A 24540-nucleotide genomic window follows, 5' to 3' on the forward strand; every position below is an offset into this window, starting at 1 on the left:
ATAAACATGGCACTTTTGACTTTTAACGTATTCAGTATTAACCTTAATTATATTAATTATAAAACAGTATACACGTTTGTTGATTTTGACAATTATGTTTTTAACTTCATATTTCGATGACAGAGAAGTAATGAAACAAGAATCTTCGCCACCATCTTTAGTAAAAAAAACTCGGCTTATCGTAACTAGTGTATATTCACTACTTTCTATATACTAATGCACTTCTTAATGTAGGTTATGTAGTAATTCATTATTTGAAAGCTGATAAAATATTTTTTTTGAATATTTTATCAGCTTTGTATATTGCATAATATGATATAAATGAGATTTATTTTTGCTGCCTCTTGGCACGCAGCATTTCTGCCGCCTTCATTTCCGTCCAACGCTCGAAGTCCTCCACCTCTTTCCTTATTTTCCGTATCAGTTTCCTGTCCCTGTTCCACTCGAAGCAGTTCTCCAGTATGTCAAGCACCTTAGCGTCCATTCCCCCGTCACAGACAGCTTCCCCAACAAAACCCGTTAAATCATTGTGTTAATATATATTTCATGTATCTTTGCGGCATAGATATCTGTTGTGAAACAGGAATCTGCTTATATTATTCTTGCTTGTGACAAGCCGGAATCTTATAACTTAGTACAAAATAAAAAAATAAAAGAGGAGAGCTTCCGTTCTATGGAGCTCCTCTCACTTTTTATCTCTAGTGCCCGACTGCCTTTTATCTTTCTACTTTCCCAAAAGGAGTATCCTTCCCGCCAGCATACAGCACAGCGAAAACAGTATAGCCACTAAATTCTTCTCATTTGTGCAACCCCTTCTGTATTCATCTTCCAACCTTGTATATCGCTACCGAGATAGAAAATGGACAGATGCACAGCTGGTACGTCAATTATCAATACCAATATATACCAGTTCATACGTTCTCCCCAATAAAAAGATCCCCTAATTTATTTCTAGTTCACAGTCCAAATTTATACTTTCCTGTAAAATACAGGATATAGTCAAGTCTTCAAAGTTTTTCCCCTAAAGACACAGAAATATTACAAAAATCAATTATCACATTATATCTTATTTCTGATGATACAAAAGGAGATGGCAATCTATTTTTTAATTCTTTAGATGACATAAAGAATGCCTTTAAAATTAATTATTCAGAATCTAATTTGGGACTTCCTATTTTTTGTAAGGGATATTACAAAAAACAATTCCGTTTTTACTTTAACTATAAGTTCTGGTAGGGACCATCCAAACATGTTACCAGACCAACAAGACCAAGGGGAAGAGTTTAGAAGGATGTATTACAGCTACTAAAGATGATAAATGCCAAAACCAAATTCATTGCAATTGGAATTGGGGTAACAGTTATTTTTTATTTTTAGTTCAATCAAGCCGGGAAGAATGATTAATAATAAAAGAATCAAGTCTTTAAAGGAAGATATCAATAAATAACTCTTGCAACATGCAGTTTCTTTCTGGCTGAATTTGCGACTCTGGAGCTATATTCTGAGGAACGGTTTGGCGGCGGAATATGCCGTTAAACCGTCCGGTTTTCGTTAAACGAAAACACAACTTGCTGTCCCCTCTACGGGGACAACGTTTTTAAGTAGAACTGTAGATTGCCCCGACTGGTGCCTCCCTCCCGATGGCAACCTCTCCCGATTTCGGTCTGCTTCTTCAGGAAAGTTGGCGTTTTTTACCAATATTCCGGAGGCGGAATAGGCTGTAGCTTCCTGTAATAGTAGAGCATTCTACGATTATCCGACACATCAGATGGCTTCTTTTTCGTGATAATTGAATATTCAGAGAACTGAATATTTTGATAATCGGATAATCCGAATACTATTATATCTGTAGTCTCTTGGAATGTTACACAGTGACAACTGAATAATTGGCGTTTTGGATATTGCTATATTTGTATAATGGATAAGCAATTATAAAAGGCTACAATTATAATAGGCTGTTATTATACATTCCCCATCAGAGAGAAAGTTCCTTGAGCCTGCTGCCGTCCAGCCGGTGAACGGATACCGTACCGTCACAGTAAATAGCGAATGTTGGCATGTTCCCGTCCTTCGGGAAAGTGATGGAGCCGGTATTGCAGACCGCTGTATGCTCAGTCCGTTCAAGTTTCCACCGGTGGGTGTGACCATAAAAAAGACAATCGAACCTTCCCTTCGGCAGTCTGTCCTCATTGTAGATATGTCCGTGGGTGAGAAAGAAACGTTTTCCATTATCCACCAACAGGGTGTAATCGGACAGGATGGGAAAGTCCAGCAGCATCTGGTCCACCTCCGAATCACAGTTTCCACGGATGGCGACAATCTCACCGGCCATCGCATTGAGACGTTCTGCGATCCCTTTCGGGTCAAGTCCTTGAGGTATCCCGTTCCGGGGACCATAATTCAGGATATCTCCCAAAATACAAAGCATTCCGCATTGCTGCTCCCTGTAAAATGCCAGCACTTGTTCCAGTGCCGGTAACGAGCCATGTATGTCGGACACAATCAGGTATTTCATCATAATCTATTCGTTACGGGTTAAGTTTTCAATGCACAAAAATAAGCATAATTATCTAATCTCCCTAACCGGGGAAACGATGAGAAAAAAAGACAGGTTCCCTGAACTGTAGATTGCTGTATTGCTGTCCTTGTAGATTGCTGCAATGTTATAATCGGATACATAAAATAAGGGTATTTAGCCTTGCTAAACTAAGCTAACAGTCTGACAATAAGGCTTCTAATACTATGACATGTGGGTTTATTATGCTACCTTAGTGGTATAATAATAAAGGATAAAAAGCTATGAACGAACAAGTTAGAAATATCTTAGAACAGAGTACCACCAAGACGAGCAAGATTGAGCAGCTGCTCCGTCTGGGCCTGATGCGCAGGGAAATTGCCGATTTGGTGACACGTGGCAACTATGGTTTTGTATATAATGTTGAGAAGAAAATGCTTGAAAGAGAAGGTGGAGTCTTGCTGAACAGGGCAGCAACCACCCTGATGGATTACACCTTCACCCACAAGTTCGGTATTGAGATTGAAGCCTATAACTGTAATATGGAAAGACTGGCACGCGAATTGAGGGAGGCCGGTATCCATGTTGCCGTTGAGGGTTATAACCACACGACCAGGGATCATTGGAAGCTGGTGACGGACAGCAGCCTGCAGGGAAATAATACTTTCGAGCTGGTCAGCCCGATACTGGTGGGTGAGAATGGCCTGAAAGAGCTGGAAACGGTATGCTGGGTGCTTGACATCTGTAATGCAAAAGTGAATGACAGTTGCGGGTTCCATGTCCATATGGATGCGGCTGGTTTCAATCTGGACACCTGGAAGAATCTGACTTTGACCTACAAGCATCTCGAACACCTGATTGATGCCTTTATGCCAAGGACACGCCGGAACAATACCTACTGCAAAACCCTCTCCGGTGTTTCCGACGAGAGAATCAAATCGGTAAGGACGATAGACGGCCTGCGGGAGGTCTTTAATAATGACCGATACCACAAGGTCAATTTTGAGGCTTATTCTAGGCACCGGACCGTTGAGTTCCGCCAGCATTCCGGTACGACCAATTTCACAAAGATGGAGAATTGGATCCGGTTCTTGAACGGATTAATTACCTTTGCGAAAAGATCCAGCCTTCCCAGCCGGATGACATTGGAGGAGTTACCCTTCCTGGACGGGAAACAGAAATTATTTTTTAAACTTAGAACTAAAAAGTTAGCGGTATGATACAGACTTATCATTTGCTGGATGGCGGTCAGATAACCGCCGCCAGCCCGGAAGAGTTCGTCCGGCTGCTCCGTGAGGGAAGCCGGTTCGACTATGATTGCACGGATCAGGAGTATATGGAGAACTTTGCCCGGCGTTACGGGGAGCTGCATGGCGTGTCAGTTGCCACCGATACCCCTGAACATTTCCTGACGGACTTGCAAGCCGCCGGTTACGTCCGGTAACCGGTATCGCTCCTTTATTATTAGTCCCTGCTTCAAAGATGAGGCAGGGATTTTTCTTTTTTCATTGCAACCTTTCCTGTCTGCCTGACGGCGTTTCCTCCTGTCAATTCCTGACTATCCATGACTATCCGTGACAGGGTATTTCATCTTTTCCCGGCATTCCTTTCTTTTGCAGTGTAGAACGATATACAATTATAAGCATTACAGTTTTACAGCATTATATTTTTATCTGATTATATAAAGAAAGCGTATGAAAAAAGAACCGTTATTAATTGCCTTTGCCAGCCAGAAAGGAGGAGTCGGAAAGTCTGCCTTCACAGTTCTGGTGGCCAGTATCCTTCACTACCAGAAAGGTTTGAAGGTGGGTGTCGTGGATTGCGACTCCCCCCAGCACAGCATCTCCCGGATGCGTGACCGGGACATAGAAAGCGTGCAGGAAAGTGATTTTCTCAAAGTGGTCCTCTACCGGCAGCATGAACAAATCCGGAAACGTTCCTATCCGGTAATCAAAAGCAATCCGGAGAAAGCGATAGAAGACCTGTACCGCTACATCGAAGAGCAGGATGCCGTCTTTGATGTCGTACTGTTCGACCTTCCGGGAACCCTCCGCAGCGAAGGGGTTGTCCATACCATTTCCGCAATAGATTACATTTTCATCCCCCTAAAGGCCGATAATGTCGTCATGCAGAGTTCCCTCCAGTTTGCCGAGGTGGTGGAGGAAGAACTGATTGCCAGGCACAACTGTAACCTGAAAGGCATCTATCTTTTCTGGAACATGGTCGACAAGCGTGAACGGACAGAAAGCTACGAGTCCTGGAACCGTGTCATACAAAAAGCGGAGTTACACCTGCTGGAGTCACGGATACCGGATACCAAACGCTATAACAAGGAGTTGAGCTCCCTGAAGAACAGTATCTTCCGTTCCACACTGTTCCCTCCCGACAACCGCCAGATAAAAGGTTCGGGTCTCTGTGAACTGATAGAGGAGTTATGTGCCGTAACACATCTGGATGCCTCCCATACCTTATAATAAAAGGAATTATGGACAGCGGAAAAAAGAAATTTGACCCTCGGAGCATTGATGAGAAGGCCATATTGGATATTGTCGCCAGGAAAGGGACGATACGACCGGACTCCCCTGCAACGAGTGTATCCCCTAAGCCGGAGGATACGGCAGAGGAGATTGCCGGGAGTAGCGAAGCTCCGGTCTTTACCACCGGGGAAATCGACGCTTACAGGGCATCCTTCCTGAATACGGTCAGGACCAAATCCCGTAAATCATTGCATATCGATGCCGACCTGCATCGCCGCATCTCTTCCTTGGTATGGGCGGTGGGACGTGGCGAGGTGACCGTAGCCGGTTTTGTAAACCAGGTGCTGGCACATCATTTCGAAGAGAACGGCGGATTGATAAACGCTGTGCTGGAGAAGTATTACCAATCACTAAAATCATAAGGACATGGAATACCTTTTTATTATCCTGTTCATCTATGCCTCTTACCTGAGCATTGAAAAGTATGTGCATACAGGCAGCATTTTCACATGGAGAGGCAGAAAGGACAAGAAGGAACGTCGGACTGCACCTGCCGCCATCCATCCGGCAATTGCTCCGTCTCAGGCGGGAATAATAGGCAAAAGCCGATACCAAATGCGACATTCACTGACAATAGATGACAATAGCGGACAGCCTGAATCAGGCATAGAAAAGAGTGATACCTTTACTCCCGAAAAGAAAACAGAGCCGGTTCTCCGAGTACACGAACCCCTTGATAAGAATACGAAATTCCCGGAAGTTCCGGCTCTTTTTCAAAAACTGAATTATCCTGAAATTGATTATATGCAGGAGCCCTCTCCTTCTTCCGGTGAAGAAAAAGAGGAGATTCCCGAACGCTACGAGATTACGGGATACGTACAGCGGAGCAATCCCCACCGGGCAACCGGTGTCACCTTTGACGATATGGATATGATTGAGAAAGCAATGGCATCGGACGAACTTACGGAAGCGGAACAGGAACAGGCCCGGCAGACTTTCCAAAAGCTGGAAGGCACGAACATGGAAAGGGTACTGCAGGCGAGCGTCTTGGGAAGCAGCGATAAACTGAAACGCTATATGCGTTTGTATGTAGACCGGGGTGAACCCCATTTATTGACTGGAAAGAATAGGGACGACATTCTCCGGGAATTTGATATTACGGAGCATGTGCCCCAATAAAATAGAACAAGTAAGGAATATGAGACAGTATTATGATTCCGGTTGATCCGGGTGCAGCAAGTTTTAAAACAGAATGTATAACCTAAAAAGACGAAAAAGCATGATAGATTTCTTTGACTCCGGTTGATCCGGGCAGGACGGGTTCTTGAAACGTAGTGTATAACCTGTTAAAAGGAAGATATAGATATATGAGAGGCTTCTATGATTCCGGTTGATCCTTACCCTTTACCGGAGCGAACATTAAAAGAGTGATTAACCCCTTAAAAACGGAGGTATCTATGATTGGTTACTATGACTCAGGTTGATCCTAAAAAGACATCGTGGTTGCAAGGACAAATCCGCAGGCAGGAAACTTCCTGCGGTTTGTTTGAAACAAGGTTTTTATTCACATTAAAAAATTAGATTGTATATGAAAAGACATTTTAAAAAGACGGTTGCTCTTATCGCATGAATAGCTGTTTCCACCCTGAGTGCCTATGCCGAAGGGGACGGAAGTGCCGGTATAACAAAGGCCACATCCATGCTTACCGGTTATTTTGACCCCGCCACCAAGTTGATATATGCGGCAGGGGCTATTGTGGGGCTGATAGGTGCCATTAAGGTATATTCGAAGTTCAGTAGCGGCGACCCCGACACCGGTAAAACCGCCGGGAGCTGGTTTGGAGCCTGCGTCTTCCTCATCGTCGCGGCGACAGTCCTTCGTTCCTTCTTCCTGTAATATAGCAGGCTATGGAATACAATATCAACAAGGGAATCGGACGCAACGTGGAATTCAACGGCTTGCAGGCACAATACCTGTACTTTTTTGTCGGGGGCTTGCTGGCCATTTTCCTGCTGTTCGTCATCTTCTATATGATAGGTATTGACCGGTGGTTCTGTATCGGTTTCGGTGTCCTCTCCGCTTTCTCTCTGATCTTCGGGGTGTTCCACCTGAACAAGAAGTATGGTCCCAACGGCTTGATGAAGCTGGCCGCAGTCAAGTACCACCCGTCCTATATCATCAATCGCAAACGTATATCTTCCTTATTTAAAAAACGCATTCATGAGAAATATATTAAAAGCCGCAACGCTGGAAAGTAAGTTTCCAATCCTGTCCGTGGAGGAAGGGTGCATTCTCTCCAAAGACGCGGACGTGACCATCGGCTTCAAGGTCTTTCTTCCGGAGCTGTTCACGGTCACTTCCGCAGATTATGCATCCATGCACGGCACATGAACAAAGGCAGTCAAGGTACTGCCGAATTATACGATAGTACACCGCCAGGACTGGTTTCTGAAAGAAAATTACAAGGCCGACACGCAGAAAGACGGGATGAGTTTTTTGGACCGTTCTTTCGAACTTCATTTTAATGAACGGCCTTTCCTAAATCATTTCTCTTACCTGTTTATCACCAAGACGACTAAGGAACGCAGCCGCAGCCAGAGCAATTTCTCCATCCTCTGCCGGGGGAATATAATTCCGAAGGAAGTCCGGGACAAAGAAACGGTCAGCCTGTTTTTGGAGAGTGTCGACCAGTTCGAGCGCATCCTGAATGACTCGGCCTTTATCCGTCTGGAGCGGTTGACCACCGATGAGATAGTCGGCACACCGCAGCAGGCCGGATTGATTGAAAAGTATTTTTCTCTTTCGCAGCAGGACACGACCACACTGAAGGATATACAGATGAGCGCGTCGGAGATGCGCATCGGGGATGATATCCTCTGCGTACATACGCTTTCCGATGTGGATGATCTTCCCGGTTCCGTCCAGACGGATACCCGGTATGAGAAATACTCCACCGACCGCAGCGACTGCCGTCTAAGTTTTGCCGCTCCGGTGGGGCTAATGCTCTCCTGTAACCATATTTACAACCAGTTCCTGTTCATCGATGATTCGGCAGAAATCCTGCAACGCTTTGAGAAGACGGCACGCAACATGCACTCGCTTTCCAAATACAGCCGAGCCAACCAACTTAACAAGCAGTGGATTGATGCCTACCTGGACGAGGCGCATTCCTTCGGGCTGACCGCCATCCGTTGCCATTGCAATGTCATGGCATGGTCGGACAGCCGGGAGAAGCTCAAGGTGATAAAGAACGATACCGGTTCTGCTCTGGCCCTGATGGGATGCAAGCCCCGTTATAATACCATTGACGCACCTGCCTTGTATTGGGCAGGTATTCCGGGAGGCGAGGGCGATTTCCCTTCCGAGGAGTCCTTTTTCACTTTCGTCGAACAGGGAGTCTGCTTCTTTACGGAAGAGACGAACTATGCGGATTCCCTGTCGCCATTCGGTATCAAGATGGCAGACCGGACAAACGGGAAGCCCCTGCATCTGGATATTTCGGACGAACCGATGCGTCGTGGTATTACAACCAACCGTAACAAGCTGGTCATCGGGCCTTCCGGTTCGGGCAAGTCATTTTTTATGAACCATCTTGTGAGACAGTATTGGGAACAGAATACCCACATTATATTGATCGACATCGGTAACAGTTACAAGGGATTATGTGACCTGATTCACCAGCGCACAAACGGTGAGGATGGCATATATTATACGTATAGTGAAAAACATCCGATAGCTTTTAATCCATTTTTCACCGAAGACAAGGTCTTTGACCTGGAAAAGAAAGAGTCCATTAAAACGCTGATCATGTCGCTCTGGAAAAGGGATACGGAAGTCATTACCCGTGCCGAGGAAGTAGCACTCTCAATGGCGGTTAACCTGTTCCTTGAAAAGATAAAGGAGGACAATGAGCTGGTTCCTTCCTTTAATACTTTCTACGAGTTCGTACAGGGAGAGTTCCGTGGAATACTGGAGGAGAAGCATTACCGCGAGAAGGATTTCGATCTCACTAACTTTCTGAATGTATTGGCTCCTTATTATCGTGGTGGAGAGTACGATTATCTGCTGAACTCCGACGAGCAGCTCGACCTCTTGAACAAGCGTTTTGTGGTATTTGAAATTGACGAAATTAAGGAGCATAAAATTCTTTTTCCGGTAGTCACTGTCATCATTATGGAGGCTTTCATAAACAAAATGAGACGTTTGCATGGGGTGCGAAAGATGATAGTTGTAGAGGAGGCTTGGCTGCGACATGTAAGTCTTGTATATGATTGTTTAACATTCCATTCCACGCGCTGGAAATAGAACGATTAAACCTGTTGTTTCGTCAACAGTAGCCTATGGGAACGTGCGATAGTAAGCAATGAGGTCGTGCGATAGCAGAACCAACAATGAAGCCCTTCCGAAAGGAGAAGTCAGAACCGCGAGGGAACGACAACTGCCGTTAGTATCGAGTGGCAGGGGAGCTAGGCTGAATGGTATGAATAACGTAATGTGAACCGTTGATAAACGTCGTAACTTCGAATGAGCTGTTAATGATACTGGGCTCTAACCCAAAAGGGACGCAGTCGGATAACCTTCTTCATGCTAAGGTTACACGAACATGATGACTGTCGGCGGATAGACGGATTCTAACCCATTCGTTTGTCATATACAAGAAACATGGTAAACCCGTATTTCTCCTGTATAACAGCAGGTAAGCAAACCGTAAGGAAAGCCGAATGAAATGCGGGCAGAGGAATGTGGAAAAAGCGAATGCCATTCTGTAATGGAGCGGATAGAGGTTGAAACATCACCTCACACGAAAGTGGGCTGACTTCCGCAAGGTGACTTTTTACAAGAAACTTTTAGAACTTATTTAAAGGAGAAAAGCAAATGAACGAAAGTAAGACATCGTGTGCATCTACTGACCAAAAGTGGAGCACTTGGGAAAGCATAGACTGGAACAAGTGCGAAATAGCGGTTAATAAGCTACAAGCACGTATTGTAAAAGCTCAGAAAGCAGGCAAACACGGCAGGGTGAAAGCTTTGCAGTGGATGCTGACGCATTCGTTTTACGCTAAAGCTTTAGCGGTAAAACGTGTTACATCGAACAGAGGCAGTAAAACTGCGGGTGTTGATAAAGCTGTGTGGGCAACTTCCAACAGTAAATTCAAGGCCATCAGCGAGCTAAGAAGAAGAGGCTATACCCCTCAACCTCTAAGAAGGATACATATTAAAAAGAGTAACGGGAAGTTGCGTCCATTAGGGATTCCGACGATGAAAGACAGGGCAATGCAGGCATTGTATCTGCTCGCATTGGAACCTGTGTCAGAAACAACTGCTGACAGCAACTCCTACGGATTCCGTAAAGAGAGAAGTGCTGGCGATGCAAGAGAACAATGTTTTTGCGTCCTTGCCAAGACAGCTTCTCCCGAATGGATTTTAGAAGGAGACATCAAAGGTTGTTTTGACCATATCAGTCATGACTGGCTGTTGGAAAATATTCCAATGGATAAAGTCATGCTGAAAAAATGGCTCAAATGCGGTTTCGTTTTCAACAAGGAATTATTCCCTACGGAAGAAGGAACTCCACAGGGTGGAATTATCTCGCCAACTCTTGCCAATATGACATTGGACGGTCTGCAAGCAATGCTCGCAGAAAAGTATTATAGGAAATCCGTTAAGGGACAAGTATATTATCCAAAGGTTCACATGGTTCGATACGCGGATGATTTTATCATTACGGGAAGGACTAGGGAAGCATTGGAGGAAATAAAGCCGTTAGTGGAGAACTTCCTTGAAAGTCGGGGACTTACTCTATCAGAAGAAAAGACAAAGATAACCCATATTGAAGAGGGCTTTGATTTTCTCGGGTACAATATCCGTAAATACAATGGAATACTTCTAATAAAGCCGTCCAAAAAGAGTCTGAAGGGATTCATGGAGAAAATCAGAGGAATCATTGATTCCAATAAAGGTAGTAAACAGGAATCTCTTATAAGACTTTTGAATCCGGTAATAGTCGGTTGGGTGAATTACTACAAGAATTGCGTGGCTTCGGACACATTCAGAAAAGCTGATTACTTGATATTTGAAAAGCTATGGCAATGGGCCAAGAGACGACATCCCAAGAAAGGTAAATATTGGATTGCCAGCAGATACTTTACACGAATAAAGAATCGTAACTGGTGCTTTGTGGCGAACTTCAAAAGGGGTAAAGCGGATGATAAGATTGCCCTCAAAAGACTGTACGACACGAAAATCACCCGATACGTAAAAGTGAAAGGTGAAGCCAATCCTCTCGACCCTGAATGGAAAGAATATTTTGAAAAGCGCAAGACTTACAAGATGCTCAAGTCGCTTAATGGTAGAAAATCATTGCTGTATATGTGGGAAAAACAAAATCATTTATGCCCCATATGCGGAGAACCCATAGACAAAGAACACTCGTGGGGAACTAATGAAAGAATTGTCAATGGAAAGAAAGTTAATTTCTTGGTACATGACAGTTGCAGAAGAAAAGTCATTCAACTTAAATAGATGTAACAATGAGCTGGTTTCTATTAGATAGAAATTTAAAGTTGCTTGAGCCGTATGATTGGAAACTTTCACGTACGGTTCTTAGGGGGGAAAGGGGCAGTAATGCCCCCGACCTACCCGGCAAGGCAATCGCACGTGAAGGCATGGCTGACTATATAAAGTTTTTATACAAAACGGTTAGAAAGTATTTTGGTGAGGCCGTTGTCGTCACTCAAGAACTGGACGATATTGTATCAAGTCCCATTATCAAAGACACCATTATCAACAATGCCGATTGTAAGATTCTGCTGGATCAGCGAAAGTATATTAACAAGTTTGACTCCGTACAGTCCCTGCTCGGATTGACCGACAAAGAGAAAGGGCAGATATTGTCTATCAATCAGTCCAACGATCCGGCACGGAAGTATAAGGAGGTTTGAATAGGCTTGGGAGGTGTCCGGTCCGCTGTCTATGCCACAGAAACCTCTGTCGAGGAGTATCTCACCTATACCACGGAAGAAACCGAAAAACTGGAAGTCACACAAATGACAGAGAAGCTGGGCGGCAATATGGAGCAGGCTATCCGAATGTTGGCAAGTGAGAAGAAAAAGAAAAATAAACGATTAAAATAAAGAAGCAATGAGAAAGAGAATTATAAGCATGTTGTTTGTCCTGTCGGCCTTTATAGTACCGGCAAGCGTACAAGCACAGTGGGTGGTGTCCGATCCGGGCAACCTCGTCCAGGGTATCGTGAACAGTGTCAACGAAATAGTGGAGACCTCGGAAACGGCGCAGAATGCCCTCTCCACATGGAAGGAGACCTCAAAGATTTTCGAGCAGGGGCGTGAGTATTACGACAAGCTGCGCAAAGTGAACGACCTGATCAGCGGCAGCGAGAAAGTCAAGGAGTCCGTCCTGATGCTCGGTGATATCTCCGAGATTTACGTGAACAATTTCGGCAAGATGCTAACCGACAAGAATTTCAGCCAGCGGGAGCTGAATGCGATAGCTGCCGGTTATAACACCATCATGAAGAAGAGCAGCCGCAGCATTACCGAGCTGAAGAATATCATCAATCCCACCGGCATGTCCATGAACGACAAGGAACGCATTGACCTGGTGAACCGGGTATACAGGGAAATGACACATTACAAGGAATTGGCCAACTACTACACCCGCAAGAACCTGCATGTATCCTACCTGCGTGCCAAGGAGAAGAACGAGCAGCAACAGGTATTTGACCTGTACGGCAAGGATGAGCGTTATTGGTAGTCTACAATTTTAAAAGAATCAATTATGGTATTATTATCCATTTCATTTGAAAATATGCACCAGATTCTTCGGAATCTCTATGATACGATGACCAAACTCTGCCACCCGATGATGGACATGGCGATGGCACTCGCTGCATTAGGAGCTTTGTTCTATATCGCTTACCGTGTCTGGCAGTCGCTCTCCCGTGCGGAGCCCATCGATGTCTTTTCGATGTTACGGCCTTTTGTCCTGGGCATGTGTATCCTTTTCTTTGACGTGATGGTGCTGGGAACTCTCAACGGTATCTTTAGCCCCATCGTTCAGGGAACCGGAATGCTGCTCCGTGACCAGACCTTCGACTTGCAGAAGTACCAGCAGGAGAAGGACAAGCTCCGTGCGGACATGATGGCTAAGACGATGATGACCGGACGTGTCTTTGCTTCCAATGAGGAGCTGGATGCGGAACTGGATAACATGGGCTGGAGTGAGGAGGAGCATACGGCCTTGCAGACCATGTATGAGGTTTCGTATGCCTTCTCCCTGCAAGGTATTGTCCAGATGGTCATGCGCAAATTGCTGGAGATTCTCTTCCAGTCCGCTTCGCTGGTCATCGACACGATCCGTACCTTTTTCCTGATAGTCCTAAGCATTTTGGGACCGATAGCCTTTGCCCTGAGTGTTTTTGACGGACTGCAGAACACGCTTGTCCAATGGCTGGCACGCTATATCAGTGTCTATCTCTGGCTACCGGTGGCTGATCTCTTCGGGGCGATGCTTGCCAAGATACAGACGCTAATCCTGCAGGAAGAGATGAACCTGATGGCCGATCCGATGAGTGTCATTGACGTGGACAGTTCCTCGGCCATCTATCTGATATTCATGGTCATCGGCATTATCGGATATTTTTGTGTGCCCACTGTTTCGAACTGGATTGTCCAAGCGGGAGGTATGAGTGCCTATAACCGGAATGTCAACAATACGACATCCAAGGTGACCAATGTAGCCGGTGCTGCGGCGGGTGCTTCGACGGGAAATGTCGGTGCCGTATTATTGAAAAAGTAGAAATTGAAAAAACATAAAATTATGGAATTTAAAAGTTTTAAAAACATCGAATCCTCGTTCAGGCAGATCCGCCTGTTCACGTTGGTCTTTCTGGGTATTTGTGCCTCACTGACTACGTATGCCATCTGAAAGTCCTACCTCTTTGCTAACCAGCAACGGGAGAAAGTATATGTATTGGATCAGGGCAAGTCACTCATAGTGGCGTTATCCCAAGATGCGGCATTGAACCGTCCGGTGGAGGCCCGCGAGCATGTGCGCCGCATGCATGAACTGTTCTTTACGCTGGCTCCCGATAAGGCCGCTATCGAATCCAATATCAACCGGGCCATGTATCTGGCGGACAAGAGTCTTTATAGTTATTACCGGGATTGGAACGAGAAAGGCTATTATAATCGTCTGATCAGCGGTAATATTAACCAGACTGTCCTGGTAGACAGCATGCAGTGTGATTTCGATAACTATCCGTACCGGATCACCACCTTTGCCCGGCAGATGATTATCCGAAACAGCAATATCACCGAGCGTTCCCTGGTCACCCGTTGCTTCCTGCAGAGTACGGTCAGGTCGGATAATAATCCGCAAGGCTTCATGGCGGAACGCTTTGAGATTTTGGAAAACAGGGATATAAGGACCGTTGAACGCTAATATATTAAGGTAATGAAAAGCAGGAAGATAAAGACAGAGATCAGCGAAAAACTGAAGAACGTTTGCGAGGAGCTGTCCGAAAAAGAGCGTAAGGGAGTGCTTGTGGGCATGCTGGTTACCAGTACCGTTCTATGTGGTATCACCGTAGCACGCGCTTTCGGGCGTTTTCTCTCTCACGGCACACAAAAGGAGTTGCCGTTTGTCCATCCGGTGGACTCCCTCCACCGGGCGGATAAAGACAGTATAATGTATCACCCTAAAACCAACGAGTAATGGAAGATAAAGATTTGGAAAAGCCCGAAGCGGCAGAAGAAACGGCGGTACAGCCGGAAAACGGCAGAGCCTTGAAGGAAGAACCTGAAAAAGAGAAGAAGGTGCTCACACCGGAAGAGATGGAAAAAAGAAGGAAGTTCATTGTGATTCCGGCCTTTGTGCTGGTCTTCCTGGGAGTCATGTACTGAATATTTGCCCCCTCCGGCAAGGAAAACGAGACGGAAGCCCCCGGAAATTCAGGATTCAATGTGAACGTACCCGAACCTACCACTGCCAAACTGGTGGATAAGAAGACCGCTGCCTATGAGAAGCAACAGGCGGAAGTGGAGGAAGAAAGCCGGATGAAGTCGTTGGAGCAGCTTGCCGGGACATTAATGAACGAAGGAAAGGGGGCATCCGATACCGGTGAAAAAGAAAAGGACGGAGACCGGTTGCAACAGTCCGTTAATACCTACGAGCAAATCTCCGGGCAGTTGAATGACTTCTATGAGACTCCCAAAGAGACGGCAAACAGCGATTTGGAAAGAAAAGTAGATGAACTGAACAAAAAGCTGGAAGAGGCGGAAAAGGAGAAGAACAAGGCGGCTACCCGAGAAGAACTGATGGAGCGGTCCTACAAGATGGCGGCAAAGTATCTGAACCCGGATAAGGATACGGTCCAGGAGAAAGCTGTCGGAAAAGAACCCACGGAAACTGTTCCGGTTCAGCGGGCGGAGTATCAGACGACCTCCGGCCTTTCACAACCTGTTACGGATTCCGCCTATATCGCTTCGCTTACTGTCGAGAGGAATTACGGTTTTAATACTGCTGTCGGGAACAGCTACCAAATGGGGACGAATACCATCGCCGCCTGCATTTCGGAGAACCAGATCATTGAACAGGGAGGCAGGGTAAAACTCCGGTTGCTGCAACCTCTACAAGCCGGCAACATTACCGTTCCGGAGAACAGTCTGGTAACAGGTGCGGCGGTCATACAGGGAGAGCGTCTGGATATCCTGATCAGCAGCATCGAGTATGCCGGGAATATCATTCCTGTTCAGTTGGCGACTTACGATATAGACGGGCAGAAAGGTATTTTCGTTCCCGGATCGGAAACCCGCAATGCGGCAAAGGATGCGGCTGGAACGGTCAGCGAGAGCATGGGAAACAGCGTTTCGTTTGCACGTTCTGCCGGACAGCAGGTGGTCATGGACCTGATGCGCGGAGTCATGCAGGGCGGCACGCGGTTGATCGCCGGACGGGTTCGCGCGGTCAAGGTGACACTGAAAGCCGGATATAAGGTGCTGCTGGTCACAAAGAGACAATAACGGATTATTCACTTTAATAAAAAAGACAAGACAATGAAAATAGTTATAGCATTCTTGATGGCTGTTCTGGCCTCGGTATCCGGTTTTTCACAGGAGGAAAGGCCGGTAAATCCCGTCAGGATTCTGACGGCGGGCCAGCATATCATCCCTTATAAAATAGAGGTCACTTTTGGGAAGACGGTGCATATCCTCTTCCCTTCGGAAGTGCGCTACGTGGATTTGGGCAGTAACAATATCATCGCAGGCAAGGCTGACGGAGTCGAGAACGTGGTACGTGTCAAAGCGGCGGTGAAGGAGTTTCCGGGAGAGACGAACTTCTCCGTGATTACAGGAGACGGCTCTTTCTTTTCCTTCAATGTCGTTTATAAGGAAGAGCCTTCCACACTGAATATCAATATGGACCAGTGGATGAACCCGGACGAGGGAGAAAAGAAAGGAGGCAGCTCCATCCGTGTCACGGAACTGGGCGAGGAAGATCCGACGGTCATTGCCAGCGTGATGTACACCATCCACCGGCTGGACCGTAGGGACGTGAAGCATATCGGATGCAGGCAGTTCGGGATGCAGGCTCTTTTAAAGGGCATTTATGTGCATAAGGACCTGATCTTCTTCCATGTTTCCCTGACGAACAATTCCAATGTGCCTTTCGATGTGGATTTCGTGCGATTTAAGATAGTGGATAAGAAGATAGCCAAAAGGACGGCTCAGCAGGAAACTTATATTGAACCGGTACGCACGCTCAATGCCCTGACACGCATCGAAGGAAAGAGCACGGGACGGATCGTGTATGCCTTTCCGAAAATTGTCATTCCTGACGACAAGTTGCTGGAAGTGGAAATTTACGAGAAAGGGGGAGGCCGTCACCAGCGGTTCTATATTGAGAACAGTGACCTGGTGGACGCGCGTATTGTGAATGAATTAATCGGTGAGTAATCATGAAAAGAGTTTTATTTATTTTGTTATGCATTTGTCTGCCCTTTGTGGCAGGCAAATCTTTTGCCCAGCGTTACCTGCCGGGGCAGAAAGGTATCCAGCTTACGTTAGGCGGTGTAGACGACTTCGGTTCAAATGTGAAGCATCTGCATGGTAATTTCCAGGTCGGACTGGCTCTGAGTCGGTATAACCGGAACCATTCCCGCTGGCTGTTCGGGGCGGATTATGTGAAAAAGCACTATTCCTATAAGGATGTTGCGATCCCCAAAGCGCAGTTTACCGGGGAGGTAGGTTATTTCGTGCCGTTCATCTCGGACCGTGGTAAGAACGTGTTCTTCTCTGCCGGTCTTTCCGCTCTGGCGGGTTATGAGACGACCAACTGGAACTGCAAGCTGCTCTATGACGGGGCGACTTTAAAGAATGACGGATGCTTCATTTATGGTTTTGCCCCGGCTTTCGAGATGGAGGCGTTCCTTTCCGACAGGCTGGTTTTTCTTTTCAATGTCCGCCAGAGGATATTCTTCGGATCATCCGTGGGGAATTTCCACACGGTGGCAGCTGTCGGTGTCAAGTACATTTTCAATTAGCGGCAACAGTATGGAACAAGGCAATTGGAACGTGGATGAGATGCTTCATTGGCTGGATATGAAAATAAACCGGGAAGACCGGAACATACGTGAACAAAGCAAGAAGATGAATGAGAATTTCCTACACTTTTTCGAATGGAATGCGGAGAGCCTGTATAAGTCTCATTTTATGTCCGGGTGTTATAAGATACTCCGGCAGGCGGTGGACGGGGCAAAGGGCATGGATACGGTTTGGAATATTGTTGAGGACAACATTGCTTACTGTGAGAACAAACTGTTGAACGGTCAGGTGGATTGTAACAGTTCCAGCCGGACAACGAATGTTGCCCATTTCCTGAAGTTGGAGTGTATGCAGCAGTTAGTTAGGGATTACCGGGAATTCGCGAATATCCTTGCGCAAACGCCTCCCGAAGAGAATTTGCAACAGACGGCTAATAAAACAGAAAAGAAGAGAGAAGAGCCGCCTGAAAGAAAGATAAAAACGGGCATCAGGCGTTAGCCGACAACGGACTCAATCAAGTAAATTATTCATTTAGTAATACGTAAAATCATGAAGATGAAATTAATAATAAGTGGTATCATGCTCACATTGCTTTGCCTGCTGGGTGGCTGTGATGATAAATTGGAAGTACAGCAGGCTTATGATTTCTCGCTAACGTCCTGGTATCTCCAGAAGACCATTTCCCCGGATGAGACCGTGGAGATTCGTCTGACACTCAATCGTAGCGGAAACTATGAGGAAGCCGGCTATCAAATCGGTTATATACAGATGGAGGGTAGCGGCGAGGTGTACGACAAGAAGAAGGTCTATCGGGTGAACCGGGAGATGCAACCGTTGGATTCGATAGCGGAGTTGGATGACAGCGATCCCTGCCGCCAGGTATTCACGCTCTTCTATCATAACCGAAGCAGCAAGAATGCGGAAATTAAATTCGTGATAGCGGATAATTTCCATCAGGAAAGAGAACTGGATATATCCTTTCAGAGCGAAACTGAAACGGACATGGAACTATAAATCGGACAACAATGGATAAAAGTGATTTAAGGATCGAACAATTGCAGCAATATCTTGACAAGAAGAAAGGGGTTGTGGAAAGCGATATAAAAGAGTATAACCAGCAACTGGGAAAAAACTATCTTCATTTCTTTGACTGGCATGCCGATGACTTGTATAAGGCCTGTTATATGGATAAGAATTATAAGGCCATTCAGGAGGCGATTGATACCGCTGAAACGCCGAAGGACATTGAAGGCTATTTGAAGCGTTGTACCCTGTATGTAGAAGAAGATCTCCTGAACGGTCCGCTTGTCAAGAAAAGTACCAACCCGATGTCGAATATGGCCCATTCCCTGGAGATGGAATGCAAACAGGAGTTACTGAAGGACCTCCGGTATTTAAACAGGCTTCTTCAGAGTGAGACTGTAAGTGAAAGAATAAGGCCGCAAGAAGCACCCCGACAAGAAATTGTGCCTGTGAAAGAAAAGAAGAAAACGGGACCACGGTTGAGATAGTATCAATTGAAAGCAATAAAAAAGCTACTGAATTTTTGTTTCAGTAGCTTTTTTATTTATCCCGGTCTTATATTCCGGCTATACCAGATAAGCCTCAAAAAGATAATGTATGAATAACCGGCCCTTTTCCGTCCAGACCGTCAACATGGCCGTGCCTGTTTCTCCTGTGCGGCTTTCCCATACATGGGTCCGGGTTGCTGTATAGCCTTGATTCTGGTAAGGAGCTTTGAGCAGCCACTGACCGGATTGACGGAACTGGATGCCTGCCCATCGGAGCCGCTTGTTCAACATTCCGGCAGTCATTCCCAATTCTTTCGCTATCTGTGTGGTCGTGTAGGTGCTTTGGGATTGCAGGACTTTGTCGTAATACTGAACTTTTGGGGCCTGTAGCTTGAGTTTCAGGATAGCATAGTTGTTCTCCTTCTCCAATGCTGAAATACGGCTGTCTCGCTCTTTTATACGGTTCTGTGCGAGCAATATGGCACGCGCAAGCAGTTCATTATCCGTTTCGCCATTCTTCTTAAGAAGATAGCCACCGTTCTTTAGTGTTTCGGGAACCAGTTCATCAAATATCCAGCTTTCGAATTTCTCAGCGGAAGGCAGCTTGCTACCGGCAATCAGCCGGTATACGTTTCCTTCGCTGATGTACTTGATTTTCTGGACGGCACTGCGTGTAGGGGTGTCGTAAACCACGACACCCATTGGTTTACAATGTCTTACGACGGCATCTCTCGGATTGGAGTAGCCAAGTGCGGCGGCAACATCCGAGGCGCAGAACCATATTTTCCCGTCAATTTCCAGTGTCCGGATGCGTCCGAACTCGGGATGTTCAAATATCGATACTTTATTCATGACTGTTTAATTTATAGGTTTCTTCTATTGCTTTAAATATCTCGTAGACTACCTGGGGGACGATAGCGTTCCCGTATCCTTTAATGGATGCCTGTCTTCACCGAGAAAAGGAGATACCGTCCAATCGGGTGGAAAGCCCATCATCTCGGCTACAAACAGGGGATTGAGTTGGAAACTCTTTCCAGTCCGGGCGAAGAAATCCGGAAGGCTGTTCTTCTGTGGTATCTTTCCCCGTTTCTTCAGGTTCTCCAGTGAAGGTGCGCCTTTCCAATCCCGCGCTGTCGGTGTCGGCATCACTTGTCCTTCTGCCAGCCATTGTAGGATCGATTCTTCCAGATTGTTCCCGTCCGTGTTTTCCAGCTCAGTATTGTCCGGTATCGGTTCCGGTAGTATCCCGTAAAAGTCCAGAAAATCCGTCAGGCCGTTGGGATTCTTCTCTCCGGCTATCTGGGCATGGGGTGAGGATAAATTCATCGATTTCCATTTCCTGACTCTTTCGGCATGGTGTATCTCTGTTGCCACTGGCGTTGGCAGAAGCATTCCATGGATTATCTCCGGTAGTCCCTGCTGCCTGCTGCCCGGCCCCCTGCGCTTGTAGTCCTGTGCCGTCACGGTGGGCAATAAACCAAACTCTATCCCGTCTGTGAGGTGCACCGACGGAACAAGCCGGTATAAGTACCGGCTGGACGGAATATCCTTCGCGTTCAAGATCACGGCAAATGGTTTCAACAACATATTGCTGTCGTCTTTTAAATACAGGCTCACTCTCTCCGAATAGAGTGGATTGACTTCCCACTTCAGTCTCCTGACCGGGCTGTACCATCGTGAGGATGCCAGCAACGTTCTCACCAATGACCCAATCGGGCCTGATCTCATGTATGGCCCTGAGCATGTGAGGCCAGAGATAGCGGTTATCATCCGCTCCCTTTCTTTGGCCTGCGACGGAGAATGGTTGACAAGGAAAACCTCCTGTAAGGACATTGATTTTTCCTCTCCATTCCCTGAAATCTGTCGTTGTGACATCTGTATAACTTTTCGCATCTTTAAACCAGTAATTTAGAATGGTATTACAAAAATCGTCTATCTCGCAATGGAAGGCATTCTGCCATCCCATTCATTCGGCAGCCAGGTCTGGGGCGCCGAATCCACTAAACAGGGAAGCGTGTACCAGACGCTTCCGCTGTTTCTTGTCTTGCTCTTCTTCTTTCATTGTTTATTCATTATTTAGAGGTTCGAGGTTCATTACTTTTTTGTCGATCTTACGATAGATGCTCCCCATCTCCAGCATATTTTCCAATCGGAGCAGGTCCGTGATTTCATAGACGGTCATCCCTTTCTGTGTCGTGAAGCGGATATATCCTTTCTGTCGCTGTATCTCCACTTCTTCGGGAGTCATGTGCAGGACTTCACAGATTTCCTGCAAGGTCAGGGTAAGGCTTACTTCCTTAACTGTGTAGATGTAAGTCAGGATGTTCAGCATCTGGAGGCATTTGCGGTGTGATTTGACGAGTGCTGCGAATTTGTTTCGTTCTATGACGATTACTTTACTTTGATTTTCCATGTGAATTTTTATTTATGAGTTAATAGAATCGGATATGAAATCTTCGTTTAGACATTCTTCTCTCAGGAATTTATATACGTCAGAAGCCCAGAAGTAAATCTTGCCGCTGAGTTTGAAAAATGGGAGTTTCCCGGAATTACGCCAGCGGATCAGTGTCCGGTCGCATACTTTCAGCATCAGGCGCATATCCCGGCTGTCCAGCATTTGCTTACCGTTGAAACTGGTTACTGCTTCCAGAGCCGTTTCCAGCTTGGCAATCAGTTTTCGTTGTTCCTCAAAGTTGTCCTTTATCATTGCTTTGAGTATCTCAATATCATTTCTGTTCTCTTCCATACAATATTCCTTTGTTCTAATGGGTTATTTTTCTTTCTTCGGTTGCAAAGTTTTCAAAATTAGGCATGAAAAAATAGGGCTGACGGTAACCGCCAGCCCCACATTTTCCTTGTAACTCACTTGGTATCAATGTGAATTTTCAGAATATTTTTTCTTCATCAGGATAGAAAGGGGAATACACGCAATTCTCCTTCTTAAAAAAGAGACTGATAGAATGACAGAGGATATCGGATAAAAAAAGGGCTGACAATTAATTGTCAACCCTTCTATAAATATGCTATGATTAACTTGGAAGCATCAAAAACATTGCTTACCTTTGTGTTACAGAGATATTTGAAATTATGCAGAGCAATGCAATGTGTAGCTGAACTTCCACTACTATATCGTTACCTGCATCTTTATAAAAACACTTTTAATCGCTGATTTATAAAAGATTAAAACGAACTACACTCTTTTAAGTAATAAAACACTTTGTTTCAAGCCTATGAAACTGCAGTTTCCCCTAATGGAAACTAAAGTTTCCCGCCTTGAAACCAAAGGTATCCCCTGTTGAAACTTCTATTTACATACCAGCTTATATTTATATGCAGGCATGTTCATTTCAGACGGTGATAGATGAATGATTAGGTGATAGGTGGAGAACAATCTATCACCGCCCTGAAAGCTCGATGAACAAGGTGTTTCAGAAGGATGGTGATAGATTGAAAGATGATTTCCATTTTTATGTATGGAAAGTTAGAATATGTGCCATCATTCAATGACAGCTGCAAAGCCACCATTTCTAACCATCTTTATAGTTAGCTGCTCCCCGGCTTTCACCTGGGATGACTTGCAACGATAATCCATCGCCTGACGTCCTGCGTTGATACCATCCTCAAAAGATGTCATTTGATAAGAGCGATCTTTATTCAAGAAATCTAACTTTATGGTAAACTCACGTTCCTTTTCACCATTGTTAGTCATTCCTCCTATAAACCACTTATCGCCTTTCCGTTTTGCCACAATGACATATTCACCCGCTTTAGCTTCCAGTGCCACAGTCTCGTCCCATGTTACGGGAACTTGTGTGATGAAACGGGTACAATCTTCATTACGATAATAAAGAGTAGGATTATCTGCCAACATCTGCAGACCACTCTCAAAAACCACAAAGAGTGCCAACTGATAAGCACGTGTTCCAATACTTGCAGCATTAGGACGTTCCGACCGATACACATTAGGCTGCATACTAATCATCGCTCCAGGAGTATAATCCATCGGACCGACAGCATTACGCATAAATGGTAAATACAAACTATTATCCGGATAACAACCGCCCATTTGTTCCATGCCACGCACTCCTTCGTAAGACAGTACATTCGGATATTTATATTCCAGCCCAGCAGGTTTGAAAGAACCATGAAAATCGACAAACAAATGATGTTTGGCTGCTTCCCGGGCTACCCGTTCGTAATAGTTGACCATCCACTGATCGCTTCTGTCCATAAAATCAATCTTTAGTCCTTTTACTCCCCATTCATTGAAAGTCTTAAAGAGATCAAAATTGTTTTCTACAGTCAACCATGTCAACCAAAGCACAATCCCTACATTTTTTTCTTTGCCATAACGAATCAACTCGTGCAAGTCTACTTTGGGATTAGGCGTATAAGGATCACGCGTACTTTTAGCCCAGCCTTCATCCATAATGATATATGGAATACCAAATTTAGAAGCAAAATCAATGTAATACTTATAAGTATCCAAGTTATAACCGGAAACAAAATCCACATCCGGTCCGTAAGGAGAAGCGTCATTCCACCATTCCCAGCTTACCTGTCCCGGCTTAATCCATGAAATATCCTGAAGTTGATTCTTTTCAGCCAGTTTATAAGTCATTGTGTTCTCAATCAACTGCTTATCATTTTTACTTATCACAAAGTAACGCCAAGGATAATTTCTCGTACCTTTTGTTTTAGCAATGTAATCAGCTTCTTGAGTAATCTTCACACTACGATCACTGTTTTCGGCAAACGCAAGCGGAGCTTTAGGAAAAACAGAAATTGCTCCGTTCGTGCCCGTTCCTTTGAGAAACATACATGGATAATCAGCCAAATCCGACTCGCTGATTAATATTTTATAGTCTTTTTGTGTGTCAATCAATACCGGCAAAACAGCTATCCGTTCTTCAGGCTTCCACGCATTACTTTGAACATGTGTGTAAGGTTCCTCATAAGCTGTATGGAAACTTCCCGGTTGTTGCAAGTGAAGAAGATAATCCGACGGGAAGTTGATAGCAAACTCTTCGTTCATTACTTCAACATCACCTTTTTGTGAGGTAATAAACCGGTAAGCAACTCCATCGTCAAAAGCACGGAATTCTACTGAATAATCTTTAAAGGTCAGTAGCAATTGATTATAACGATTATTGACTTTCGAATATTTCAAAGGAACAATAGGAGTTAATTGCTCGTCGACACTCCATTGCTTCTGACGACGCAACTTAGGGTTCTGTCCCAACACTTGATTTTTCAGAACCAACAAAAGAGAATTGTCTTTCAACAATACATCTCCGTTATAATCTATACTATAATAGATTTTATCCGAGAGATTCAAGGACACTTTCAGCTCTCCATTGGGAGAAACCAACTCTAACCGGTTCTGCGCATGAAGTAGTGAAACTAAGCACAAACACACAACTAACAGAATATATCTTCTCATGATTTAGATATTTAATTAATAATCGTTTTA

Annotated in this window: 26 protein-coding genes and 3 pseudogenes; 21 read left to right on the forward strand and 8 right to left on the reverse strand. The window is 45.3% G+C overall.

Annotated features, from left to right (window positions below):
• Nucleotides 1-328: 328 nt before the first annotated feature.
• Both DWZ47_RS30605 and yfcE read right to left on the reverse strand, forming a co-directional pair.
• Nucleotides 329-484 carry a hypothetical protein gene (locus DWZ47_RS30605; protein ID WP_004309904.1) on the reverse strand — a complete coding sequence of 52 codons (156 nt, stop codon included), beginning with the start codon at nucleotides 482-484 and terminating at the stop codon, nucleotides 329-331.
• Nucleotides 485-1975: 1491 nt separating this feature from the next.
• A complete protein-coding gene (yfcE, locus tag DWZ47_RS08520) occupies nucleotides 1976-2515 on the reverse strand; it encodes a phosphodiesterase (RefSeq protein ID WP_004309903.1) in 540 nt (179 codons plus the stop codon).
• 284 nt (nucleotides 2516-2799) lie between these two features.
• Here yfcE and DWZ47_RS08525 point away from each other — a divergent pair, with 284 nt between their 5' ends.
• From DWZ47_RS08525 to DWZ47_RS08635, 21 genes and pseudogenes are all read left to right on the forward strand, one after another.
• Nucleotides 2800-3735 carry an amidoligase family protein gene (locus tag DWZ47_RS08525; protein ID WP_005680110.1) on the forward strand — a complete coding sequence of 312 codons (936 nt, stop codon included), beginning with the start codon at nucleotides 2800-2802 and terminating at the stop codon, nucleotides 3733-3735.
• Nucleotides 3732-3959: a hypothetical protein gene (locus tag DWZ47_RS08530; RefSeq protein ID WP_004309901.1), complete on the forward strand. Its 228-nt coding sequence runs from the start codon at nucleotides 3732-3734 to the stop codon at nucleotides 3957-3959. The genes DWZ47_RS08525 and DWZ47_RS08530 overlap by 4 nt, the downstream gene beginning before the upstream one ends.
• A 250-nt stretch (nucleotides 3960-4209) precedes the next feature.
• The gene (locus tag DWZ47_RS08535) at nucleotides 4210-4989 is read left to right on the forward strand and encodes a ParA family protein (protein WP_004309900.1); all 780 of its coding nucleotides are present in this window, start codon (nucleotides 4210-4212) and stop codon (nucleotides 4987-4989) included.
• 11 nt (nucleotides 4990-5000) lie between these two features.
• Nucleotides 5001-5414: a DUF3408 domain-containing protein gene (locus tag DWZ47_RS08540; protein ID WP_004309899.1), complete on the forward strand. Its 414-nt coding sequence runs from the start codon at nucleotides 5001-5003 to the stop codon at nucleotides 5412-5414.
• Nucleotides 5415-5418: 4 nt separating this feature from the next.
• Nucleotides 5419-6171 carry a hypothetical protein gene (locus DWZ47_RS08545; protein WP_004309898.1) on the forward strand — a complete coding sequence of 251 codons (753 nt, stop codon included), beginning with the start codon at nucleotides 5419-5421 and terminating at the stop codon, nucleotides 6169-6171.
• A 451-nt stretch (nucleotides 6172-6622) separates the two neighbouring features.
• A complete protein-coding gene (locus DWZ47_RS08550; protein ID WP_029425492.1) occupies nucleotides 6623-6889 on the forward strand; it encodes a DUF4134 domain-containing protein in 267 nt (88 codons plus the stop codon).
• An 11-nt stretch (nucleotides 6890-6900) separates the two neighbouring features.
• Nucleotides 6901-7251 carry a DUF4133 domain-containing protein gene (locus DWZ47_RS08555; RefSeq protein WP_004309896.1) on the forward strand — a complete coding sequence of 117 codons (351 nt, stop codon included), beginning with the start codon at nucleotides 6901-6903 and terminating at the stop codon, nucleotides 7249-7251.
• Nucleotides 7214-9238: pseudogene (locus DWZ47_RS08565) on the forward strand (TraG family conjugative transposon ATPase); the annotation flags it as partial. The gene DWZ47_RS08555 and the pseudogene DWZ47_RS08565, both read left to right, overlap by 38 nt.
• Nucleotides 9239-9868: 630 nt before the next feature.
• The gene (ltrA, locus tag DWZ47_RS08570) at nucleotides 9869-11515 is read left to right on the forward strand and encodes a group II intron reverse transcriptase/maturase (protein WP_005655094.1); all 1647 of its coding nucleotides are present in this window, start codon (nucleotides 9869-9871) and stop codon (nucleotides 11513-11515) included.
• Nucleotides 11516-11523: 8 nt separating this feature from the next.
• A pseudogene (locus tag DWZ47_RS30915) lies at nucleotides 11524-12126 on the forward strand (TraG family conjugative transposon ATPase).
• 7 nt (nucleotides 12127-12133) lie between these two features.
• Complete coding sequence (locus tag DWZ47_RS08585; RefSeq protein WP_004318720.1) at nucleotides 12134-12766, forward strand: DUF4141 domain-containing protein; 633 nt, start codon at nucleotides 12134-12136, stop codon at nucleotides 12764-12766.
• A gap of 24 nt (nucleotides 12767-12790) precedes the next feature.
• The gene (gene traJ, locus DWZ47_RS08590; protein ID WP_117512845.1) at nucleotides 12791-13810 is read left to right on the forward strand and encodes a conjugative transposon protein TraJ; all 1020 of its coding nucleotides are present in this window, start codon (nucleotides 12791-12793) and stop codon (nucleotides 13808-13810) included.
• A gap of 21 nt (nucleotides 13811-13831) precedes the next feature.
• Nucleotides 13832-14455: pseudogene (gene traK, locus DWZ47_RS08595) on the forward strand (conjugative transposon protein TraK).
• Between the two features lie 12 nt (nucleotides 14456-14467).
• Complete coding sequence (locus DWZ47_RS08600) at nucleotides 14468-14728, forward strand: hypothetical protein (protein WP_004318726.1); 261 nt, start codon at nucleotides 14468-14470, stop codon at nucleotides 14726-14728.
• Nucleotides 14728-14916 (forward strand): hypothetical protein, encoded by a 189-nt coding sequence (locus tag DWZ47_RS08605; protein ID WP_004308045.1) that lies wholly within the window; start codon nucleotides 14728-14730, stop codon nucleotides 14914-14916. Before DWZ47_RS08600 ends, DWZ47_RS08605 begins: the two co-directional genes overlap by 1 nt.
• Nucleotides 14917-16035 (forward strand): conjugative transposon protein TraM, encoded by a 1119-nt coding sequence (gene traM, locus DWZ47_RS08610; RefSeq protein ID WP_117512847.1) that lies wholly within the window; start codon nucleotides 14917-14919, stop codon nucleotides 16033-16035. It begins immediately after the preceding gene.
• 33 nt (nucleotides 16036-16068) lie between these two features.
• Complete coding sequence (traN, locus tag DWZ47_RS08615) at nucleotides 16069-16968, forward strand: conjugative transposon protein TraN (RefSeq protein ID WP_004308047.1); 900 nt, start codon at nucleotides 16069-16071, stop codon at nucleotides 16966-16968.
• 2 nt (nucleotides 16969-16970) lie between these two features.
• A complete protein-coding gene (locus tag DWZ47_RS08620) occupies nucleotides 16971-17555 on the forward strand; it encodes a conjugal transfer protein TraO (RefSeq protein WP_004308048.1) in 585 nt (194 codons plus the stop codon).
• Between the two features lie 10 nt (nucleotides 17556-17565).
• Complete coding sequence (locus tag DWZ47_RS08625; protein ID WP_004308049.1) at nucleotides 17566-18054, forward strand: hypothetical protein; 489 nt, start codon at nucleotides 17566-17568, stop codon at nucleotides 18052-18054.
• A gap of 51 nt (nucleotides 18055-18105) precedes the next feature.
• Complete coding sequence (locus DWZ47_RS08630; protein ID WP_117512849.1) at nucleotides 18106-18570, forward strand: TraQ conjugal transfer family protein; 465 nt, start codon at nucleotides 18106-18108, stop codon at nucleotides 18568-18570.
• An 11-nt stretch (nucleotides 18571-18581) separates the two neighbouring features.
• Nucleotides 18582-19067: a hypothetical protein gene (locus tag DWZ47_RS08635; RefSeq protein WP_007217340.1), complete on the forward strand. Its 486-nt coding sequence runs from the start codon at nucleotides 18582-18584 to the stop codon at nucleotides 19065-19067.
• A gap of 78 nt (nucleotides 19068-19145) precedes the next feature.
• Here the strand turns inward: DWZ47_RS08635 and DWZ47_RS08640 are convergent, their stop codons facing one another.
• The 6 genes from DWZ47_RS08640 to DWZ47_RS08665 all read right to left on the reverse strand — a co-directional run bounded on the left by DWZ47_RS08640 (nucleotide 19146) and on the right by DWZ47_RS08665 (nucleotide 24510).
• Entirely contained in the window at nucleotides 19146-19919 is a 774-nt protein-coding gene (locus DWZ47_RS08640) for a phage antirepressor KilAC domain-containing protein (protein ID WP_004308051.1), read from the reverse strand.
• Between the two features lie 48 nt (nucleotides 19920-19967).
• On the reverse strand, nucleotides 19968-20393 hold the full coding sequence (locus DWZ47_RS30400; RefSeq protein WP_132061476.1) for a hypothetical protein: 426 nt from the start codon (nucleotides 20391-20393) through the stop codon (nucleotides 19968-19970).
• Nucleotides 20281-21033, reverse strand: coding sequence for a DNA cytosine methyltransferase (locus tag DWZ47_RS08650; protein ID WP_008776848.1), 753 nt, complete (start codon nucleotides 21031-21033; stop codon nucleotides 20281-20283). Before DWZ47_RS08650 ends, DWZ47_RS30400 begins: the two co-directional genes overlap by 113 nt.
• A 99-nt stretch (nucleotides 21034-21132) precedes the next feature.
• On the reverse strand, nucleotides 21133-21480 hold the full coding sequence (locus DWZ47_RS08655) for a hypothetical protein (RefSeq protein ID WP_004313787.1): 348 nt from the start codon (nucleotides 21478-21480) through the stop codon (nucleotides 21133-21135).
• A gap of 12 nt (nucleotides 21481-21492) precedes the next feature.
• Nucleotides 21493-21813, reverse strand: a complete 321-nt coding sequence (locus tag DWZ47_RS08660; protein ID WP_004308054.1) for a helix-turn-helix domain-containing protein — start codon at nucleotides 21811-21813, stop codon at nucleotides 21493-21495.
• 750 nt (nucleotides 21814-22563) lie between these two features.
• Nucleotides 22564-24510: a glycoside hydrolase family 97 protein gene (locus DWZ47_RS08665; RefSeq protein WP_074557433.1), complete on the reverse strand. Its 1947-nt coding sequence runs from the start codon at nucleotides 24508-24510 to the stop codon at nucleotides 22564-22566.
• Nucleotides 24511-24540 lie beyond the last annotated feature (30 nt).

The organism is Bacteroides sp. AF32-8BH (assembly GCF_003435205.1).
Classification (GTDB): domain Bacteria; phylum Bacteroidota; class Bacteroidia; order Bacteroidales; family Bacteroidaceae; genus Bacteroides; species Bacteroides ovatus.

What these genes read in the sequence shown, in the direction of transcription:
- DWZ47_RS30605 (WP_004309904.1), bottom strand. Translation starts at nt 484, where the DNA reads ATGGACGCTAAGGTGCTTGACATACTGGAGAACTGCTTCGAGTGGAAC.
- yfcE (WP_004309903.1), bottom strand. Translation starts at nt 2,515, where the DNA reads ATGAAATACCTGATTGTGTCCGACATACATGGCTCGTTACCGGCACTG.
- DWZ47_RS08525 (WP_005680110.1), top strand. Translation starts at nt 2,800, where the DNA reads ATGAACGAACAAGTTAGAAATATCTTAGAACAGAGTACCACCAAGACG.
- DWZ47_RS08530 (WP_004309901.1), top strand. Translation starts at nt 3,732, where the DNA reads ATGATACAGACTTATCATTTGCTGGATGGCGGTCAGATAACCGCCGCC.
- DWZ47_RS08535 (WP_004309900.1), top strand. Translation starts at nt 4,210, where the DNA reads ATGAAAAAAGAACCGTTATTAATTGCCTTTGCCAGCCAGAAAGGAGGA.
- DWZ47_RS08540 (WP_004309899.1), top strand. Translation starts at nt 5,001, where the DNA reads ATGGACAGCGGAAAAAAGAAATTTGACCCTCGGAGCATTGATGAGAAG.
- DWZ47_RS08545 (WP_004309898.1), top strand. Translation starts at nt 5,419, where the DNA reads ATGGAATACCTTTTTATTATCCTGTTCATCTATGCCTCTTACCTGAGC.
- DWZ47_RS08555 (WP_004309896.1), top strand. Translation starts at nt 6,901, where the DNA reads ATGGAATACAATATCAACAAGGGAATCGGACGCAACGTGGAATTCAAC.
- ltrA (WP_005655094.1), top strand. Translation starts at nt 9,869, where the DNA reads ATGAACGAAAGTAAGACATCGTGTGCATCTACTGACCAAAAGTGGAGC.
- DWZ47_RS08585 (WP_004318720.1), top strand. Translation starts at nt 12,134, where the DNA reads ATGAGAAAGAGAATTATAAGCATGTTGTTTGTCCTGTCGGCCTTTATA.
- traJ (WP_117512845.1), top strand. Translation starts at nt 12,791, where the DNA reads ATGGTATTATTATCCATTTCATTTGAAAATATGCACCAGATTCTTCGG.
- DWZ47_RS08600 (WP_004318726.1), top strand. Translation starts at nt 14,468, where the DNA reads ATGAAAAGCAGGAAGATAAAGACAGAGATCAGCGAAAAACTGAAGAAC.
- DWZ47_RS08605 (WP_004308045.1), top strand. Translation starts at nt 14,728, where the DNA reads ATGGAAGATAAAGATTTGGAAAAGCCCGAAGCGGCAGAAGAAACGGCG.
- traN (WP_004308047.1), top strand. Translation starts at nt 16,069, where the DNA reads ATGAAAATAGTTATAGCATTCTTGATGGCTGTTCTGGCCTCGGTATCC.
- DWZ47_RS08620 (WP_004308048.1), top strand. Translation starts at nt 16,971, where the DNA reads ATGAAAAGAGTTTTATTTATTTTGTTATGCATTTGTCTGCCCTTTGTG.
- DWZ47_RS08625 (WP_004308049.1), top strand. Translation starts at nt 17,566, where the DNA reads ATGGAACAAGGCAATTGGAACGTGGATGAGATGCTTCATTGGCTGGAT.
- DWZ47_RS08630 (WP_117512849.1), top strand. Translation starts at nt 18,106, where the DNA reads ATGAAGATGAAATTAATAATAAGTGGTATCATGCTCACATTGCTTTGC.
- DWZ47_RS08635 (WP_007217340.1), top strand. Translation starts at nt 18,582, where the DNA reads ATGGATAAAAGTGATTTAAGGATCGAACAATTGCAGCAATATCTTGAC.
- DWZ47_RS08640 (WP_004308051.1), bottom strand. Translation starts at nt 19,919, where the DNA reads ATGAATAAAGTATCGATATTTGAACATCCCGAGTTCGGACGCATCCGG.
- DWZ47_RS30400 (WP_132061476.1), bottom strand. Translation starts at nt 20,393, where the DNA reads ATGAATTTATCCTCACCCCATGCCCAGATAGCCGGAGAGAAGAATCCC.
- DWZ47_RS08650 (WP_008776848.1), bottom strand. Translation starts at nt 21,033, where the DNA reads ATGGGATGGCAGAATGCCTTCCATTGCGAGATAGACGATTTTTGTAAT.
- DWZ47_RS08655 (WP_004313787.1), bottom strand. Translation starts at nt 21,480, where the DNA reads ATGGAAAATCAAAGTAAAGTAATCGTCATAGAACGAAACAAATTCGCA.
- DWZ47_RS08660 (WP_004308054.1), bottom strand. Translation starts at nt 21,813, where the DNA reads ATGGAAGAGAACAGAAATGATATTGAGATACTCAAAGCAATGATAAAG.
- DWZ47_RS08665 (WP_074557433.1), bottom strand. Translation starts at nt 24,510, where the DNA reads ATGAGAAGATATATTCTGTTAGTTGTGTGTTTGTGCTTAGTTTCACTA.